The organism is Paraburkholderia solisilvae (assembly GCF_902859875.1).
In the GTDB taxonomy this organism is placed as follows: Bacteria; Pseudomonadota; Gammaproteobacteria; order Burkholderiales; family Burkholderiaceae; genus Paraburkholderia; species Paraburkholderia solisilvae.
The window spans coordinates 1-15,482 of the sequence record NZ_CADIKF010000070.1 but is presented as its reverse complement, the minus strand read 5'-3'; the positions used below and the strand labels follow the sequence as shown (position 1 = coordinate 15,482).

12 protein-coding genes and 1 pseudogene are annotated in these 15,482 nt (G+C 64.8%); 5 read left to right on the top strand and 8 right to left on the bottom strand.

Translation table 11 applies throughout. The features are described from left to right. Nucleotides 1–170 precede the first annotated feature (170 nt). A pseudogene (locus HV675_RS28965) lies at nt 171–626 on the top strand (ComEA family DNA-binding protein); the annotation flags it as partial. 228 nt (nt 627–854) lie between these two features. Next, nucleotides 855–1,289 (top strand): YidB family protein, encoded by a 435-nt coding sequence (locus tag HV675_RS28960; RefSeq protein ID WP_175114892.1) that lies wholly within the window; start codon nt 855–857, stop codon nt 1,287–1,289. Nucleotides 1,290–1,422: 133 nt separating this feature from the next. Here the strand turns inward: HV675_RS28960 and clpB are convergent, their stop codons facing one another. Together clpB and HV675_RS28950 are read right to left on the bottom strand one after the other, a co-directional pair. After that, nucleotides 1,423–4,020, bottom strand: coding sequence for an ATP-dependent chaperone ClpB (clpB, locus tag HV675_RS28955; protein WP_175114891.1), 2,598 nt, complete (start codon nt 4,018–4,020; stop codon nt 1,423–1,425). 271 nt (nt 4,021–4,291) lie between these two features. After that, nucleotides 4,292–4,783, bottom strand: coding sequence for an Rrf2 family transcriptional regulator (locus HV675_RS28950; protein WP_175114890.1), 492 nt, complete (start codon nt 4,781–4,783; stop codon nt 4,292–4,294). Nucleotides 4,784–5,056: 273 nt separating this feature from the next. Between HV675_RS28950 and HV675_RS28945 the strand changes: the two genes are divergently transcribed. Further along, entirely contained in the window at nt 5,057–5,617 is a 561-nt protein-coding gene (locus HV675_RS28945) for a group III truncated hemoglobin (protein WP_175114889.1), read from the top strand. A 44-nt stretch (nt 5,618–5,661) separates the two neighbouring features. Here the strand turns inward: HV675_RS28945 and moaE are convergent, their stop codons facing one another. From moaE to HV675_RS28915, 6 genes are all read right to left on the bottom strand, one after another. Then, nucleotides 5,662–6,138 carry a molybdopterin synthase catalytic subunit MoaE gene (gene moaE, locus HV675_RS28940; protein ID WP_175114888.1) on the bottom strand — a complete coding sequence of 159 codons (477 nt, stop codon included), beginning with the start codon at nt 6,136–6,138 and terminating at the stop codon, nt 5,662–5,664. Nucleotides 6,139–6,148: 10 nt separating this feature from the next. Next, nucleotides 6,149–6,406 carry a molybdopterin converting factor subunit 1 gene (gene moaD, locus HV675_RS28935; protein WP_175114887.1) on the bottom strand — a complete coding sequence of 86 codons (258 nt, stop codon included), beginning with the start codon at nt 6,404–6,406 and terminating at the stop codon, nt 6,149–6,151. A 61-nt stretch (nt 6,407–6,467) separates the two neighbouring features. Then, entirely contained in the window at nt 6,468–7,844 is a 1,377-nt protein-coding gene (locus HV675_RS28930) for a molybdopterin molybdotransferase MoeA (protein ID WP_175114886.1), read from the bottom strand. A 200-nt stretch (nt 7,845–8,044) separates the two neighbouring features. Beyond that, nucleotides 8,045–9,496 carry a threonine synthase gene (gene thrC / locus HV675_RS28925; RefSeq protein WP_175114885.1) on the bottom strand — a complete coding sequence of 484 codons (1,452 nt, stop codon included), beginning with the start codon at nt 9,494–9,496 and terminating at the stop codon, nt 8,045–8,047. Nucleotides 9,497–9,510: 14 nt separating this feature from the next. Further along, entirely contained in the window at nt 9,511–10,854 is a 1,344-nt protein-coding gene (locus tag HV675_RS28920) for a homoserine dehydrogenase (RefSeq protein WP_175114884.1), read from the bottom strand. 69 nt (nt 10,855–10,923) lie between these two features. Beyond that, nucleotides 10,924–12,171 carry a pyridoxal phosphate-dependent aminotransferase gene (locus HV675_RS28915; RefSeq protein ID WP_281364162.1) on the bottom strand — a complete coding sequence of 416 codons (1,248 nt, stop codon included), beginning with the start codon at nt 12,169–12,171 and terminating at the stop codon, nt 10,924–10,926. A 748-nt stretch (nt 12,172–12,919) separates the two neighbouring features. Here HV675_RS28915 and HV675_RS28910 point away from each other — a divergent pair. Together HV675_RS28910 and HV675_RS28905 are read left to right on the top strand one after the other, a co-directional pair. Next, nucleotides 12,920–13,294 (top strand): Mth938-like domain-containing protein, encoded by a 375-nt coding sequence (locus HV675_RS28910; RefSeq protein ID WP_175114882.1) that lies wholly within the window; start codon nt 12,920–12,922, stop codon nt 13,292–13,294. 354 nt (nt 13,295–13,648) lie between these two features. Then, nucleotides 13,649–15,482: glycosyltransferase family 39 protein (locus tag HV675_RS28905; protein ID WP_175114881.1), on the top strand; the 1,834-nt coding region annotated here is incomplete at its 3' end.

Below are 15,482 nucleotides of genomic sequence, written 5' to 3'. Positions count from 1 at the left end.
GAACCGTCGCGCGGCACCATAACTGCGTACAAACGACGGCGAAAAGCACGCCAAATTAACAGTTTTTCGCAATAATGCCGCACAAAGTGTTCTATGCTTGAGTCGCAACGCTTGCTGACTGGATGCGCGGTCCGTTCCCGGCCTGTTCCGCCCTCAATGGAGTGCTTACCATGTTGAAAAAGCTCTGGATGCTGTGCGTCGCGCTGATTCTCGTACTGTGCGCGGGCCTTGCCGCCGCAGTCGAAGTCAATACCGCCGATCAGGCCGCACTCGAATCGGTCAAGGGCATCGGCCCGGTCCACGCCAAGGCGATCATCGACGAACGCACGAAAAACGGCCCATTCAAGGATGCCGACGATCTCGCCGCTCGCGTGAAGGGCATCGGCACGAAATCGGTGAAGAATCTGGAAGCGGCAGGCTTGACGATCAACGGGTCGGGCGCGCCGCCCTCGGGCGCGAAACCGGCCACGAAGTCGACACCGTCCGCGACGAAGTCCGCGCCGCAAAGCACGGCAACCACGACGCCCGCGCCCGCTGCGGATATGCCGGCAGCGGCATCCGATACCAAAACCTCGAAATCGAAGAAAAAGAAGAGCAAGGCCGCTGCGTCCGCGCCCGCGGCGTCTGGCACATGACGCGCGAATGCGTGCCGGCGCGCGATTGCGTTGCTGTTGCGCATCGCCTTGCGCTGCGCTTCGGTGTCGTCCTTTGACGTTGCTTTTATCGTCCACCCGCGCCGCGCGGATCGTTGCATCTGCAACGACCGCGCACGGCGACCCGATGCCGCGTGTTTGCTCGCGGCGTTTTCCCCCAACCGGTACGCACGCGCGCACCGGCCTTCAGGAGAGACAGTCATGAGCCTTCTCGACACGATCGGTTCGATGTTCGGCAGTTCGCCGCAGGGCGGCGGCGCAGGCCAGCAGGCGCTCGTCGCGAGCGCACTCGAATTCATCAACAATCAGCCGGGTGGTCTGAACGGACTCATCCAGCGCTTCCATGAAAACGGCGCCGGCGACATCATCAGTTCATGGATCGGCACCGGCGCAAACAAGGCGATCAGTCCGGATACGCTGCAGAACGTGCTCGGCTCGGAAACCGTCACGAATCTCGCGGCCAAAGCGGGCGTCGAACCCGAACAGGTAACCGGGCTCCTGTCGCAAGTGCTGCCGCACGTGGTCGACGCGGCGACGCCGAACGGCGAAGTGCCCGCTGACGGCAAGGTCGAGCCGTCGAGCGTGTCGGGCGCGTTGAGCGCGCTGTCGGGATTGTTCGGCAATAGAAACGCGTAGCGGCGCAACGGCATCGCGCGCGCATGCAATGTCCGGTCATCGATATAAAAAAAGCGGGCAACGAATTGCTTCGTTGCCCGCCTTGCGTGCCGCAGAACCCTCGTTCAGGCCGCGGCCCGGCTGCCGCCCTGCTTTAATGCACGACCCGCTCGAACACCAGCTTGCCGTTTCTCACATCGACCGGAATCACATCCTTCGGCCCGAACCTGCCCGCGAGAATCAGCTTCGCGACCGGGTTCTCGATTTCCTGCTGGATCGCGCGCTTTAGCGGCCGCGCGCCGAACAGCGGATCATAGCCGACCTTGCCGATCAACTCGAGCGCCTCGTCGGACACCACGAGCTGCATATCGAGTTTCGCGAGCCGCTCGTGCACCCGCTCCAGCTGGATCTTCGCGATCGACTGGATGTTCGACCGGTCAAGCGCATGGAACACGACGACGTCGTCGATCCGGTTCAGGAATTCGGGCCGGAAATGCAGCTTCACTTCTTCCCACACCGCGTCCTTCACGTCGTCCTGCGGCTGCCCGACCATCGACTGGATCACCTGCGAGCCGAGGTTCGACGTCATCACGATCACGGTGTTCTTGAAGTCGACCGTGCGGCCCTGGCCGTCGGTCATGCGACCGTCGTCGAGCACCTGCAGCAGCACGTTGAACACGTCCGGATGCGCTTTCTCGATCTCGTCGAGCAGGATCACGCTATACGGCTTGCGGCGCACCGCTTCGGTCAGGTAGCCGCCTTCCTCATAGCCGACGTAGCCCGGCGGCGCGCCGATCAGCCGCGCGACGCTGTGCTTTTCCATAAACTCGCTCATGTCGATCCGGATCAGATGATCTTCCGAATCGAACAGGAACGACGCCAGCGCCTTGCACAGTTCGGTCTTGCCGACGCCCGTCGGCCCGAGGAACAGGAACGACCCATACGGACGGTTCGGATCCGACAGACCCGCGCGCGAACGGCGGATCGCATCGGCCACCGCGCTGATCGCCTCATCCTGGCCGACCACGCGCTGATGCAGCTTGTCTTCGATCTGCAACAGCTTTTCGCGCTCGCCCTGCATCATCCGCGCGACCGGAATGCCGGTCGCACGCGACACCACCTCGGCGATTTCCTCCGCCCCGACCTGCGTGCGCAACAGCCGCGGGCGAGTCGGGTTGTTCTGCTCCTGCGCTTCCGCCTGGGTGACCTGCTTCAGGCGCGCCTCGAGCTGCGGCAGCTTGCCGTACTGCAATTCCGCCACCTTCTCGAGCTTGCCCTCGCGTTGCAGCCGCGCAATTTCCGCACGGGTTTTCTCGATCTCTTCCTTGAGTTGCGCGCTGCCCTGCACTGCCGCCTTCTCAGCCATCCAGATCTGTTCGAGGTCCGAATATTCGCGATCGAGCCGCTCGATTTCTTCTTCGATCAGTTGCAGACGCTTCTGCGACGCTTCGTCCTTCTCCTTCTTCACCGCTTCGCGTTCGATCTTCAGCTGGATGCGGCGGCGATCGAGCCGGTCCATTTCTTCCGGCTTCGAATCGATTTCCATCTTGATCTTCGAGGCGGCCTCGTCGATCAGGTCGATCGCCTTGTCCGGCAGGAAGCGATCGGTGATGTACCGATGCGACAGCTCCGCCGCGGCCACGATCGCCGGGTCGGTGATATCGACGCCATGATGCAGTTCGTAACGCTCCTGCAGGCCGCGCAGGATCGCGATGGTCGCTTCGACGCTCGGTTCGTCGACCAGCACCTTCTGGAAGCGCCGCTCGAGCGCCGCATCCTTCTCGATGTACTTGCGGTATTCATCGAGCGTGGTCGCGCCGACGCAATGCAGTTCGCCGCGCGATAGCGCCGGCTTCAGCATGTTGCCCGCGTCCATCGCGCCTTCGGCCTTGCCCGCGCCGACCATCGTGTGAATCTCGTCGATAAAGACGATGGTCTGGCCTTCGTCCTTCGCGATATCGTTGAGCACCGCCTTCAGACGCTCCTCGAATTCGCCGCGGTACTTCGCGCCGGCGAGCAGCGCCGCCATATCGAGCGAGAGCACGCGCTTGCCCTTGAGCGTCTCCGGCACCTCGCCGTTGACGATACGCTGCGCAAGCCCTTCGACGATCGCCGTCTTGCCGACGCCCGGCTCGCCGATCAGCACCGGATTGTTTTTCGTGCGCCGTTGCAGAATCTGGATCGAGCGGCGAATCTCGTCGTCGCGGCCGATCACCGGATCGAGCTTGCCGGCGCGCGCGCGTTCGGTCAGATCGATCGTGTATTTCTTCAGCGCTTCGCGCTGGCTCTCGGCATCCTGGCTATGCACCTGCGAACCGCCGCGCACCGCGGCGATCGCCGTTTCGAGCGACTTGCGCGTGAGGCCGTGCTCGCGCGCGAGACGCCCGGCCTCGCCTTTGTCGTCGGCGACGGCAAGCAGGAACATCTCGCTCGCGATATAGGTGTCGTTGAGCTTCTGCGCTTCCTTGTCGGCCTGGTTGAGCAGCCCGGTCAGTTCACGGCCGATCTGCACGTTGCCGTCGGTGCCCTGCACCTGGGGCAGCCGCGCGACCGCGTCGTTCAACGCGGTTTGCAACGCCTGCGCGTGCACGCCCGCACGCGAGAGCAGCGAACGCGCGGAGCCGTCCCGCTGCGCGACGAGCGCCGCCAGCAGGTGGACCGGCTCAATGTACTGATTGTCATGACCGACCGCGAGGCTTTGCGCGTCCGCCAGCGCCTCCTGGAATTTGGTGGTGAGTTTGTCGATTCTCATCAAGAGACCTCCAGTTTCGAATGTCACCAAAATGAGGCGGATTCCACACGTTTCAAGCGGTTATTTGCGCCTGGAGATAACAATTCGGCGCATTGGCTGCGCGCAGCGCGCTAATCCGTCCACGGGCGACAGGCGCCCGGCGGCGCGGCCGCGGCGTCGGGTCGCGGCGGGCCGCGGGCCGTGCCTGAACCCGGCCTGCGACGGCACGCCGCTCGATGCGACGTTGATGCGACGTCGACGCGAAGCCGATGCGACGTTCAGCCGCGCGAGACTACGCGTCGGGGGCGATCGGAACGATCGACGCGACCGGCACGACGGCCGGCAACAGACCGAGCAGTGACAGCAGCGGCGCATTCGGCTGCGCGATGTCACGGATCGTATGGCGATCGAGCTCGGCGAAGAACGCGTCGCGTGCGCTCTCGAGCACGCCCTTCAAACGGCAATGCGGCCGGATCGCGCATTCGCGGTGCGAGCCGTCGCCGTCCGGCAGGCAGGCGACCAGCGCGAAATCGCTCTCGGCCGCCCGCACCACCTCTCCGACCGTCAGCGCGGACGAGTGTTCGTACAGTCGCAGTCCGCCATTGCGCCCACGAACCGTCTCGACCCAGCCGAGTTCGGCGAGCCGCTGGACGACTTTCATCAGATGGTTTTTGGAAATTCCGTACGAGTCGGAAATGTCCTGGATCGTTGCGAGCCCCTCAGGGCGTACGGCGAGGTACAGCAGCACACGCAACGAGTAGTCGGTATAGTCTGTCAGTCTCATGTATGCCAAGTCGCGATCGGCGAAGGCGGGCCGCAAACAAGCCGGGCCGCGTCCTTTCCAAGGTTGCCGTGGACGCTTTATCGCATGCTGCATCGCACGCCTGATTACAATAAGATGCTTGCATCAAGCATCTTATTGCTGCGTTTGTCGTGTTATTTCGCGTAACTATAAACGCTATGGTTTCTTCGCACGCGGTCTTTTTTACCGGATTCGCGATGTCTTTTAACAATGGACCTCGAAACGGCTATCGCCAGCCGGACTCGTCACGATCGAATGAACCCGTCTTTTGAGCCCGCCGCGGCGGTTGTGCGGCAATCCGAACCAACTGAAGCGAACATTCGTGAGCTGGTCTACGCGTTTTACGATCGCGTGCGCGCCGATGCGCTGCTCGGGCCGGTCTTCGAGCAGACGATCGCCGGCCGCTGGGATCAGCATTTGCCGAAAATGTGCGTGTTCTGGGGGAGCCTCGTGCTCGGCTCGAAGCAGTACCGCGGCAATGTGCAGCAGACGCATCAGCCGCTGGAAGGTATCGAGCCGCGGCATTTCAGCCGCTGGCTGTATCTGTTCCTCGATACCGTCGAAGAGCGCTATGAACCCGCTGCGGCGGTGCGCTTCATGGAGCCTGCGCTGCGCATCGCGCAGAGTTTGCAGTTGAGCCGCTTCGGCTGGGACTACACGATTCCCGACGAGCAGAAGGCGTTGCTCGAACGCGTTGCGCCGCGCCGGCGCAAGGATGGCGGCGCGCATGAGAATGCCGCGCATGCCCTGCCGTCGCGACCGCGTGGCGAGCCGTTCCCGGCGACGTTCATCGGCCGCGGACAAGACGACGAATAAGCGACGACGCGTACGCCGCCGCGGGGCGCGAGCAACGTGTGTTGCTACTCCGCCTTCGCGTTGCCGGCGTCCAGACCCCAGCGCTCGAGTGCCGCATCGTCGGTCACCCGTGCGTCTACCCAGCGCTCGCCGTGTTCGGTCTTTTCCTTCTTCCAGAACGGCGCGTGGGTTTTCAGATAGTCCATCACAAATTCGCACGACGCGAACGCGTTGCCGCGATGCGCGGACGTCGTCGCGACCAGCACGATCTGATCGAGCGGCACCAGCTTGCCGACGCGATGGATGATCAGCACGTCGGTGCCGGGCCACCGTTCGCGCGCCGCGTCGACGATGCGTTCGAGCGACTTCTCGGTCATGCCCGGATAGTGTTCGAGTTCCATCGTCTCGACGGTCGCGCCTTCGTTCAGGTCGCGCACCGTGCCGACGAAACACGCGACCGCGCCGACCTTCGGATTCTGCGCGCGCAGCGCAGCGACCTCGGTGGACAGGTCGAAGTCTTCGGTTTGCACGCGCACGGTCATCGCATGCTCCTCAGCCGCCGGTGACCGGCGGGAAAAACGCGACTTCGCAGCCGTCGGTGATACGCGTGCCGGCATCGGTCATCACGTGGTTGCACGCCATGCGCAGCGCGCGACCTTCGGCGAGCGTGTCGGCCCAGATGCCGCCGCGCACGCGCAACCACGCGCGCACGTCGCCGACGGTCGCGACCTCGGCCGGCACGTCGGCCGCTTCGCCGGCCACGCCGAGCGCTTCACGCACGCTCGCAAAATATTTCAGCTGAATCTTCATCGGCGGCTTCGGTTCAATATCGATCAGGTTCGGTTCGCTGAACCGGTAGGGTTTCGGTGCTTCAGTTCAGCAGCTCGGCAAACGGAATGAAACGCACGGTCTCGCCCGCGCTGATCGCGTGATTGGGCGGATTGTCGATCAGCCCGTCGCCCCATACGGTCGAGGTCAGCACCGCGGAACTCTGGTTCGGAAACAGGTCGAGTCCGCCCGCCGCATTGACGCGCGCGCGCAGGAACTCGTTGCGGCGATCCGCCTTTTGCTGCGTGAAATCCGCACGCAGCGACAGCGCGCGCGGCGTCACGGTGCGCACGCCGGCAAGCCGCAGCACGAACGGCCGTACGAACAGCACGAAGGTCGCGAAACTCGACACCGGGTTGCCCGGCAAGCCGATGAAGAACGTCTCCGCGCTTGCGCTCGCGGTCGTGCTCGCAGCGTTGTTCGCGTTAGCGTTCGTCGTGGTGCTCGCTGCAGTGCTCTCCGCAGTGTTTTCGTCAATGCCCGCGGTGGCCGCCGCGCTGGCGGCCGCACTTTCGGCGCCGCCCGCGGCGCGGCGCACCGCGCCGAACGCGAGCGGCTTGCCCGGCTTCATCGCGATCTGCCACATCGACAGCCGTCCTTCCGCCTCGACCGCCGGCTTCACGTGATCTTCCTCGCCAACCGACACGCCGCCGCACGTGAGGATCAGATCGTGCTCGCGCGCCGCATCGCGCAACGTCGCGCGCGTCGCGTCGAGCCGGTCGGGCACGATGCCGTAGTCGGTCACCTCGCAGCCGAGCTTTTCGAGCAGCCCGCGCAACGTGAATCGGTTCGAGTTATAGATCGCGCCGGGCTTGAGCGGTTCGCCCGGCATCGTCAGTTCGTCGCCGGTAAAGAACACCGCGACCTTTACGCGGCGCATCACGCACAACTCCGCGCAACCGACCGACGCAGCGAGCCCGAGCGCCTGCGGCGTGAGCCGCGTGCCGGCCGGCAGGATCACCGCGCCGCGGCGAATGTCCGCGCCTTGCTGCGTGATCCACTCGCCGGTCTTCGGCGTATGCAGCAGCGACACCGTATCGCCGTCCACCTCGGTTTGTTCCTGCATCACGATCGCATCGGCGCCCGGTGGCACCGTCGCGCCCGTGAAGATGCGCGCCGCGGTGCCCGCCGCGAGCGGTTGCGGCGCGTGGCCCGCCGGAATGCGCTGCGACACCGGCAAGCGGCGCTCGCCATGCGCGAGATCGGCAATGCGCACCGCGTAGCCGTCCATCGAACTCGTGTGCATCGGCGGGACGTCGAGCGGCGACACGACATCGGCGGCCAGCACGCGATTCAACGCATCGAGTGTGGGTAGCGTGGCCTGGCCGTCGATTTGCACGGCGGCGCCGAGCAAGGTGGCAAGCGCATCGGCGGTCGACAGCATCGGGGCGCGGGGTACGGCAGGCGTGGGTGTGGACATCGTCTGGATGGGGACGTGGGCGGGACGGGAACGAACATTGTAGCGGGCGACGGGCGAAGGCGGGATAGCCTTGCACCCTGTCGACGCGCCGAACCTTGCGCCTCATGCCTCGCGCCGCGCGTCAGCTTCCCGCTTCTGGTCCCGCTTCTGGTCCCGCTTCTTGTCCCGACAGCCCCACTTCCCGGCCTAATTTCCGCTCGCTACGCGCCCGTCCGCGACGCGACGAAGTCCTTCACCCGCTGCGCATCCGCCGGCAGCACATCGAAGCGCTGCGGCAACGCCTCGAGGCCGACAAACGCCGCGGGCCGCTCCGGCTCGCGCAGCAGCGCCTCGCGAATCGTCTCGCCGAATTTGATCGGCTGCGCGGTCTCGAGCACGATCATCGGAATACCGGCCTGCAGATGCTCGCGCGCCACTTTCAGACCGTCCGCCGTGTGCGTGTCGATCATCGTGTCATAGCGTTCGAACACGTCGCGAATCGCGTCGACGCGGTCCGCATGCGTGCTGCTGCCCGACACGAAACCGAACTGCTGCACGCGCGCGAAATCGCCGCTGGCGGCGAGATCGAAACCGCCCTTCTGCTCGACGTCGCGGAACAGTTGCAGCACGCGCGCCGGATCGCGGCCGAGCAGATCGAACACGAAACGCTCGAAGTTCGACGCCTTCGAGATGTCCATGCTCGGGCTGCTCGTGTGGTACGTCTCGGCCGACTTGCGCACGCGGTAAATGCCGGTGCGGAAGAACTCGTCGAGCACATCGTTTTCGTTGGTCGCGACCACCAGCTTCTCGATCGGCAAGCCCATCATCCGCGCGATATGGCCCGCGCAGACGTTGCCGAAATTGCCCGACGGCACGGTGAACGACACGCGTTCGTCGTTGGACTGCGTCGCGGCGAAATAGCCCTTGAAGTAGTAGACGACCTGCGCGACCACCCGCGCCCAGTTGATCGAATTGACCGTGCCGATCTTGTGCGCGGCCTTGAACGCGTGATCGTTCGACACCGCTTTGACGATGTCCTGGCAATCGTCGAACACGCCTTCGACGGCAATATTGAAGATGTTCGGGTCCTGTAGGCTGTACATCTGCGCGGTCTGGAACGCGCTCATTTTCCCGTGCGGCGACAGCATGAACACGCGAATGCCGCGTTTGCCGCGCATCGCGTATTCAGCCGCGCTGCCGGTATCTCCCGATGTGGCGCCGAGAATATTGAGCGTTTCGCCGTGCTTCGCGAGCGTGTACTCGAACAGGTTGCCGAGCAGTTGCATCGCCATGTCCTTGAACGCGAGCGTCGGCCCGTTCGACAGCTCGAGCAGCGCAAGCGGCGCGCCGTTCTCGACGCCGAGCGTCTTCAACGGCGTGATCTGCGCGGCCTGTTCGTCGTCGCGCACGTTGCAGTAGGTCCGCGCGGTGTACGTGCGGCGCGTGAGTTCGCGCAGATCGTCGGCGGGAATGTCGTCGCTGAATTTCGACAGGATTTCGAAGGCGAGATCCGCATACGGCAGCGTGCGCCAGCGCGCCAGTTCGTCCGCGGAGGCGCGCGGGTACGCGGCCGGCAGATACAGGCCGCCGTCTTTCGCCAGACCGCCCAGCAGAATGTCGGAAAACGTATGGCGCTCGCCTGCTCCAGCGCCGCGCGTGGAAATGTAATTCATGGGAAAAAGTCCGCCTAGTTCAGCGCTTCCATGCGCAGTTTCGTTACCTTCGAGACCACCGTGCGCAACGCCTCGATGCCCGAGATCGCCGCATTCACGTTCTTTTCGACCGTCTCGTGCGTGATCAGGATGATGTCGGTTTCGCCCTTGCCGTGATCGTCGACCTGCTCCGATTCCTTTTGCAGCAGCGCGTCGATCGAAATACCGGCCGCCGCGAGAATGCGCGTGATGTCGGCCAGCACGCCGGTCACGTCGGCCACGCGCAGACGCAGGTAATAGCCGCTCGTCACTTCGTCGATCGGCAAGATCGGCGTATCCGACAGCCGGTCGCGCTGGAACGCGAGATGCGGCACGCGGTGTTCCGGATCGGCGGTATGCAGACGCGTCACGTCGACCAGATCGGCCACCACCGCCGATGCGGTCGGCTCCGCGCCCGCGCCCTTGCCGTAGTACAGCGTGGTGCCGACCGCGTCGCCGTGCACCACCACCGCGTTCATCGCGCCTTCGACGTTGGCCAGCAGGCGTTTGGCCGGAATCAGCGTCGGGTGCACGCGCAGTTCGATGCCCTTGGCCGTACGGCGTGCAATGCCGAGCAGCTTGATGCGGTAGCCGAGTTCTTCCGCATAGCGGATGTCGATCGCCGCGAGCCGGCTGATGCCTTCGACATACGCCTTGTCGAACTGCACCGGCACGCCGAACGCGATCGCGCTCATGATGGTGGCCTTGTGCGCGGCGTCGACGCCTTCGATATCGAAGGTCGGGTCCGCTTCAGCGTAGCCGAGCGCCTGCGCGGCTTTGAGCGCGGTCGCGAAGTCGAGGCCGCGATCGCGCATCTCGGAAAGAATGTAGTTCGTCGTGCCGTTGATAATGCCGGCGATGTACTCGATACGGTTCGCGGTCAGCCCTTCGCGCAGCGCCTTGATGATCGGAATGCCGCCGGCGACCGCCGCTTCGAACGCGACCATCACGCCGTTCGCGTGCGCCGCTTCGAAAATCTCGGTGCCGTGCACCGCGAGCAACGCCTTGTTCGCGGTCACCACATGCTTGCGATTGGCGATCGCGCGCAGCACGAGCTCGCGCGCAATGCCGGTGCCGCCGATCATTTCAGCGACGATGTCGATCGACGGGTCGTCGACCACCGCGTTGAAGTCGCTCGTCACCTCGACGCTGCCCGCGTCGGCCGCATCGACGCTCGCGAGCGCGGTCCGCGCCTTCGCCGGATCGCGCACCGCGATGCGCGCAATTTCGATGCCGCGCCCCGCCCGGCGTTTGATTTCTTCCTGATTGCGGCGCAGAACCGTGTAGGTTCCGCAGCCGACTGTGCCGAAGCCCAGCAATCCAACTTTGATCGGTTCCATGCAGCGTGTGTGTTATCGAGTAAGAGTTTGAGGAAACGGATAAGCGCGGGACCCGTGTCTGACCGTGGGTCAGGCCGCGTGCCGCTTGCGGTAGCCGTCGAGAAAACGCGCAATGCGATTGATCGAATCGGCGAGGTCGTCGACGTTCGGCAAAAACACGACACGGAAGTGATCCGGCGCTTTCCAGTTGAATCCGGTGCCTTGCACGAGCAGCACGCGCTCTTCGAGCAGCAGATCGAGGATGAACTGCTGGTCGTTCTGGATCGGATACAGCTTCGGATCGAGCCGCGGGAACATATAAAGCGCCGCCTCCGGCTTCACGCAGGTCACGCCGGGAATCGCGGTGAGCATCTCATACGCGAGTTCGCGCTGTCTGAACAGCCGGCCGCCGGGCGCGATCAGTTCGTTGATGCTCTGATAACCGCCGAGCGCGGTCTGGATCGCGTACTGGCCCGGCACGTTCGCGCATAGCCGCATCGATGCGAGAATACCGAGCCCTTCGAAGTAGTCCTTCGCGCGGCGGCGGTTCTCGCCGGTGAGCCCGGAAATCCACATCCAGCCGGCGCGGTAGCCGCACGACCGGTAGCTCTTCGACAGGCTGTTGAACGTGACCGTCAGCACGTCTTCCGACAGCGCGCCGAGCGCCGTGTGCTCGCGGCCGTCGTAGACGATCTTGTCGTACACCTCGTCCGCGAAGATCACGAGGCCATGCTCGCGCGCGATGTCGATCAGTTCGAGCAGCAATTCGTTCGAATACAGCGCACCGGTCGGGTTGTTCGGGTTGATCACGACCAGCGCACGCGTCTGCGGCGTGATTTTGCGGCGAATGTCGTCCGGGTCGGGCATCCAGCGATTCGCCTCGTCGCAGATATAGTGCACCGGCGTGCCGCCGGCCAGGCTCACGCCCGCAGTCCACAGCGGGTAGTCGGGCGCGGGCAGCAGCACTTCGTCGCCGTCGTTGAGCAGCGCCTGCAGCGCCATCACAATCAGCTCCGACGCGCCATTGCCGATGTAGATATCGTCGAGTTCGACGCCGTGCACGCCCTTTTGCTGCGCGTAATGCATGATCGCCTTGCGCGCGGCGAACACCCCTTTCGAATCGGAGTAACCCGACGACGACGGCAGATTCAGGATCATGTCCTGAATGATCTCGTCGGGCGCGTCGAAGCCAAACGACGCGAGGTTGCCGATATTCAGCTTGATGATGCGGTGGCCTTCCTCTTCGAGCCGCTTCGCGTGTTCGAGAACGGGCCCGCGAATGTCGTAGCAGACATTCAACAGCTTGTTGGATTTCAGTATGGGTTTCACGGCGGGCACTTCGTCCTGGATGAGGGTCCTGCCCCGGACGCCGCTGCCGTCTTTCCGGTGGCGTTGCCGCACCGCGCGGGCTATCGCGGCCCGGCGACGCGTCGACAAACGCAGCGAAATCGCGGGATAAACCGCGCGGAACAGACCATGCGCGGAACAAAAAGTCGGTGGATCAGCCAAATCCGGCCAAACCCCGGTGGACAGCCGCCAGCCGCCGTCGCCGAATGCCCGCATGCCTGAATTGCATTACGCGGCGATAGACCGGAGCGCGCGGGCAATGCAGTGCGAAATCAGGCAGACGCACGGTCGGACGCGCAGGCAGACGTGCGGTCAGACGCGCAGTCAGACGTGCAATCAACCCGGCAACCGGCCGCGCAGTCGGCCAGAGAGTCGGCCTGACAGTCTGGCAGAAAAGTCGGGCATAAAGTCAGCCCGAGAGTCGCCCTGAGAGTGCGCTGGACAATCAACCGGGAGCGGTTCGACACGCGCCGTGTCGGGCCCTTTGGATCAAACTCGGGCCGACCTCGCGGGACTGCGGGCGTGGCTTGTGGCAGTGCGCGCAGCGCCCGGCGCCGCCGGGTGGCTAAAAAGTTATAATTTAGCGGATTTCGACCGACTTCCGCAATGCACCACGCACGGGCGGGCGCCGTTGCGCCGCCCGCGCCGAGGCCCTGGGCGCCAGCGGAACCGGCGCAGCACGCCAGAGCGTCAATATCTTTTCTGTCGCGACCCGTCGCGATCATCACGGAACACCAGTTTGAAATTACACCAGGATTCGAGCGGCGCACTCAACACCGTGACCGGTTACGGCGCCGACTACGTGGAAATCAATCTCGAGCGTCACACCGGCAGCATCATCGTGTTGCCGCAAGAGCCGGTCATCGCGTGGCCGGTTTCGTCGTTCGAGGCCCTCGCCCCCGAGCACTTCGCGCTGTTGATCGAGCCGGCTCCCGAGGTCGTGATCTTCGGCAGCGGCGAACGGCTGCGCTTCCCGCATCCGCGCCTCACGTCGGCGCTCGCCGCGCGCCGCATCGGCGTCGAAACGATGGACTTCAAGGCCGCCTGCCGCACCTACAACATCCTGATGGCCGAAGGACGCAAAGTCGCGGCCGCACTACTGATCGAGGCATAACCGGACGCGCGGGTCGGCAGCGTCGCGCCGATCGAGTAAACTGCGCGGCGTTCGCGCAAAACGTACGCCGCCGCGAACCACAGGCGGGTCGCAGGCAGATCGTGCGCGCTGGCAGCAAGCGGCCCATCCGCGCTTGCCGCGGCGAGGCAGGTCCGGACGCCCCGCAACGTATGTATCCCTTGTACCCGCTGGACGCGCCCCGCACGACAGGAAAACACAGGAGCACGCCCTAAGGCGCCGTTAAGCTTGGTCGGGCATGCTCGCGGCGCGGCGCGCGTTCGCTGCCGCCAGTTGGCATGGCCCGCTGTTCGACGAAAAATGATGCCGCCCGACGGCCGGAAAGGTTGAAAATCAATGAACGATACGCCGTCCCGGCTACCGCTCAATCGCACCGTTATCCTGCTCCTGCTGATCGCGTTCGCGCTGATCTGGTTCGTGCCGCTCGGCTGGCGCCACCTGCTGCCAAGCGACGAAGGCCGTTATGCCGAAATGGCGCGCGAGATGTTCGTGACCGGCGACTGGATCACGCCGCGCTATAACGGCTACAAGTATTTCGAGAAGCCGCCGCTGCAAACCTGGGCCAACGCACTCACCTTCGCGTGGTTCGGCCTCGGCGAATGGCAGGCGCGCCTCTATACCGCGCTGACCGGCTTCGCGGGCGTGCTGCTGGTCGGCTTCACCGGCGCGCGCGTGTTCAATGCGGCCACCGGCTTCTTCGCGGCAGTCGTGCTCGCATGCTCGCCGTACTGGAACCTGATGGGCCACTTCAACACGCTCGACATGGCCCTGTCGTTCTGGATGGAACTCGCGCTGTGCGCGCTGCTGCTCGCGCAGCGTCCCAACCTGCCGGGCCGCGCGGTGCGCGGCTGGATGTGGGCATGCTGGGCGGCGATGGCGCTCGCGGTGCTGTCCAAGGGCCTCGTCGGGCTGATCCTGCCCGGCGCGGCGCTCGTGCTGTACACGCTGATCGCGCGCGACTGGGCGATCTGGAAACGCCTGTATCTCGTCAGCGGGCTGATCGTGTTCTTCGCGATCGTCACGCCGTGGTTCGTGCTCGTGCAGGACCGCAACCCCGAGTTCTTCAATTTCTTTTTTATCGTCCAGCAGTTCAGGCGCTATCTGACGCCCGAGCAAAACCGCCCCGGCGCGTTCTACTACTTCGTGCCGGTGCTGCTCGTCGGGTTTTTGCCGTGGCTGTCGTTCAGCGTGCAGAGCATGCGCCGCGCGCTCAAGACGCCGCGCCAGGCGAACGGCTTCGCGCCGGTCATTCTGCTGCTGGTGTGGTCGGTCTTTATCTTCCTGTTCTTCAGCGCATCGCATTCGAAGCTGCTGTCCTATACGCTGCCGATCGCGCCGGCGCTCGCGCTGCTGATCGGCATGTATCTGCCGCTCATCACGCAAGCGCAGTTTCACCGGCACCTCGCGGGCTATGCGGTGTTCCTCGTGGTGGCCGCGTTCGGCGCGGTGTTCCTCGGTCGCTTCGGCGATGCGCGCAATCCGACAGCGCTGTACGTCGAATTCCGCACGTGGGTATTCGCGGCGCTGGCGGTGGCGTTGGTGCTGACGCTGGCCGCGATGTGGATCAACCGGAACAGCCGCGCCGGCATCGTCGGCGCGACCGCCGCATTTGGCGCCGCGTGGCTGCTGCTCGGCACGATTGCCGGCACCGGTCACGACGTGTTCGGCCGCCTCAGTTCCGGCGCGCCGCTTGCGCCCGCGGTGCGCGCGGCGCTCGCGAAACTGCCGCCGGACACGCCGTTCTACTCGGTCGGCGTGCTCGACCACACGCTGCCGTTCTATGTGGGCCACACGATGATCATGGTCGAGCACGCGGACGAGTTGACGTTCGGCGTCTCGGTCGAACCGCAGAAGTGGGTGCCGACCGTTGCGCAATGGGTCACGCGCTGGAAAGCGGACCGCTACGCGCTCGCGCTGCTGCCGCCCGACCGCTACGCGGATCTTGCGGCGCAGCATCTGCCGATGCAGGTGGTCGCGCGCGATGCGCGGCGGGTCATCGTCGAAAAACCGCTCGACGACACGCCCGGTGCGGAAAACCCCGCAAACGAACAGCCCGCCGCCGGACAGCCGGCGAACGCGGCATCGGCCGCATCGGCCGCGGCGCACGCTGCAACGCCATCCGCCGCGAGCGAGCCTGCGCTCGCGCAACCCGGCGCGACGCATCCGGGCG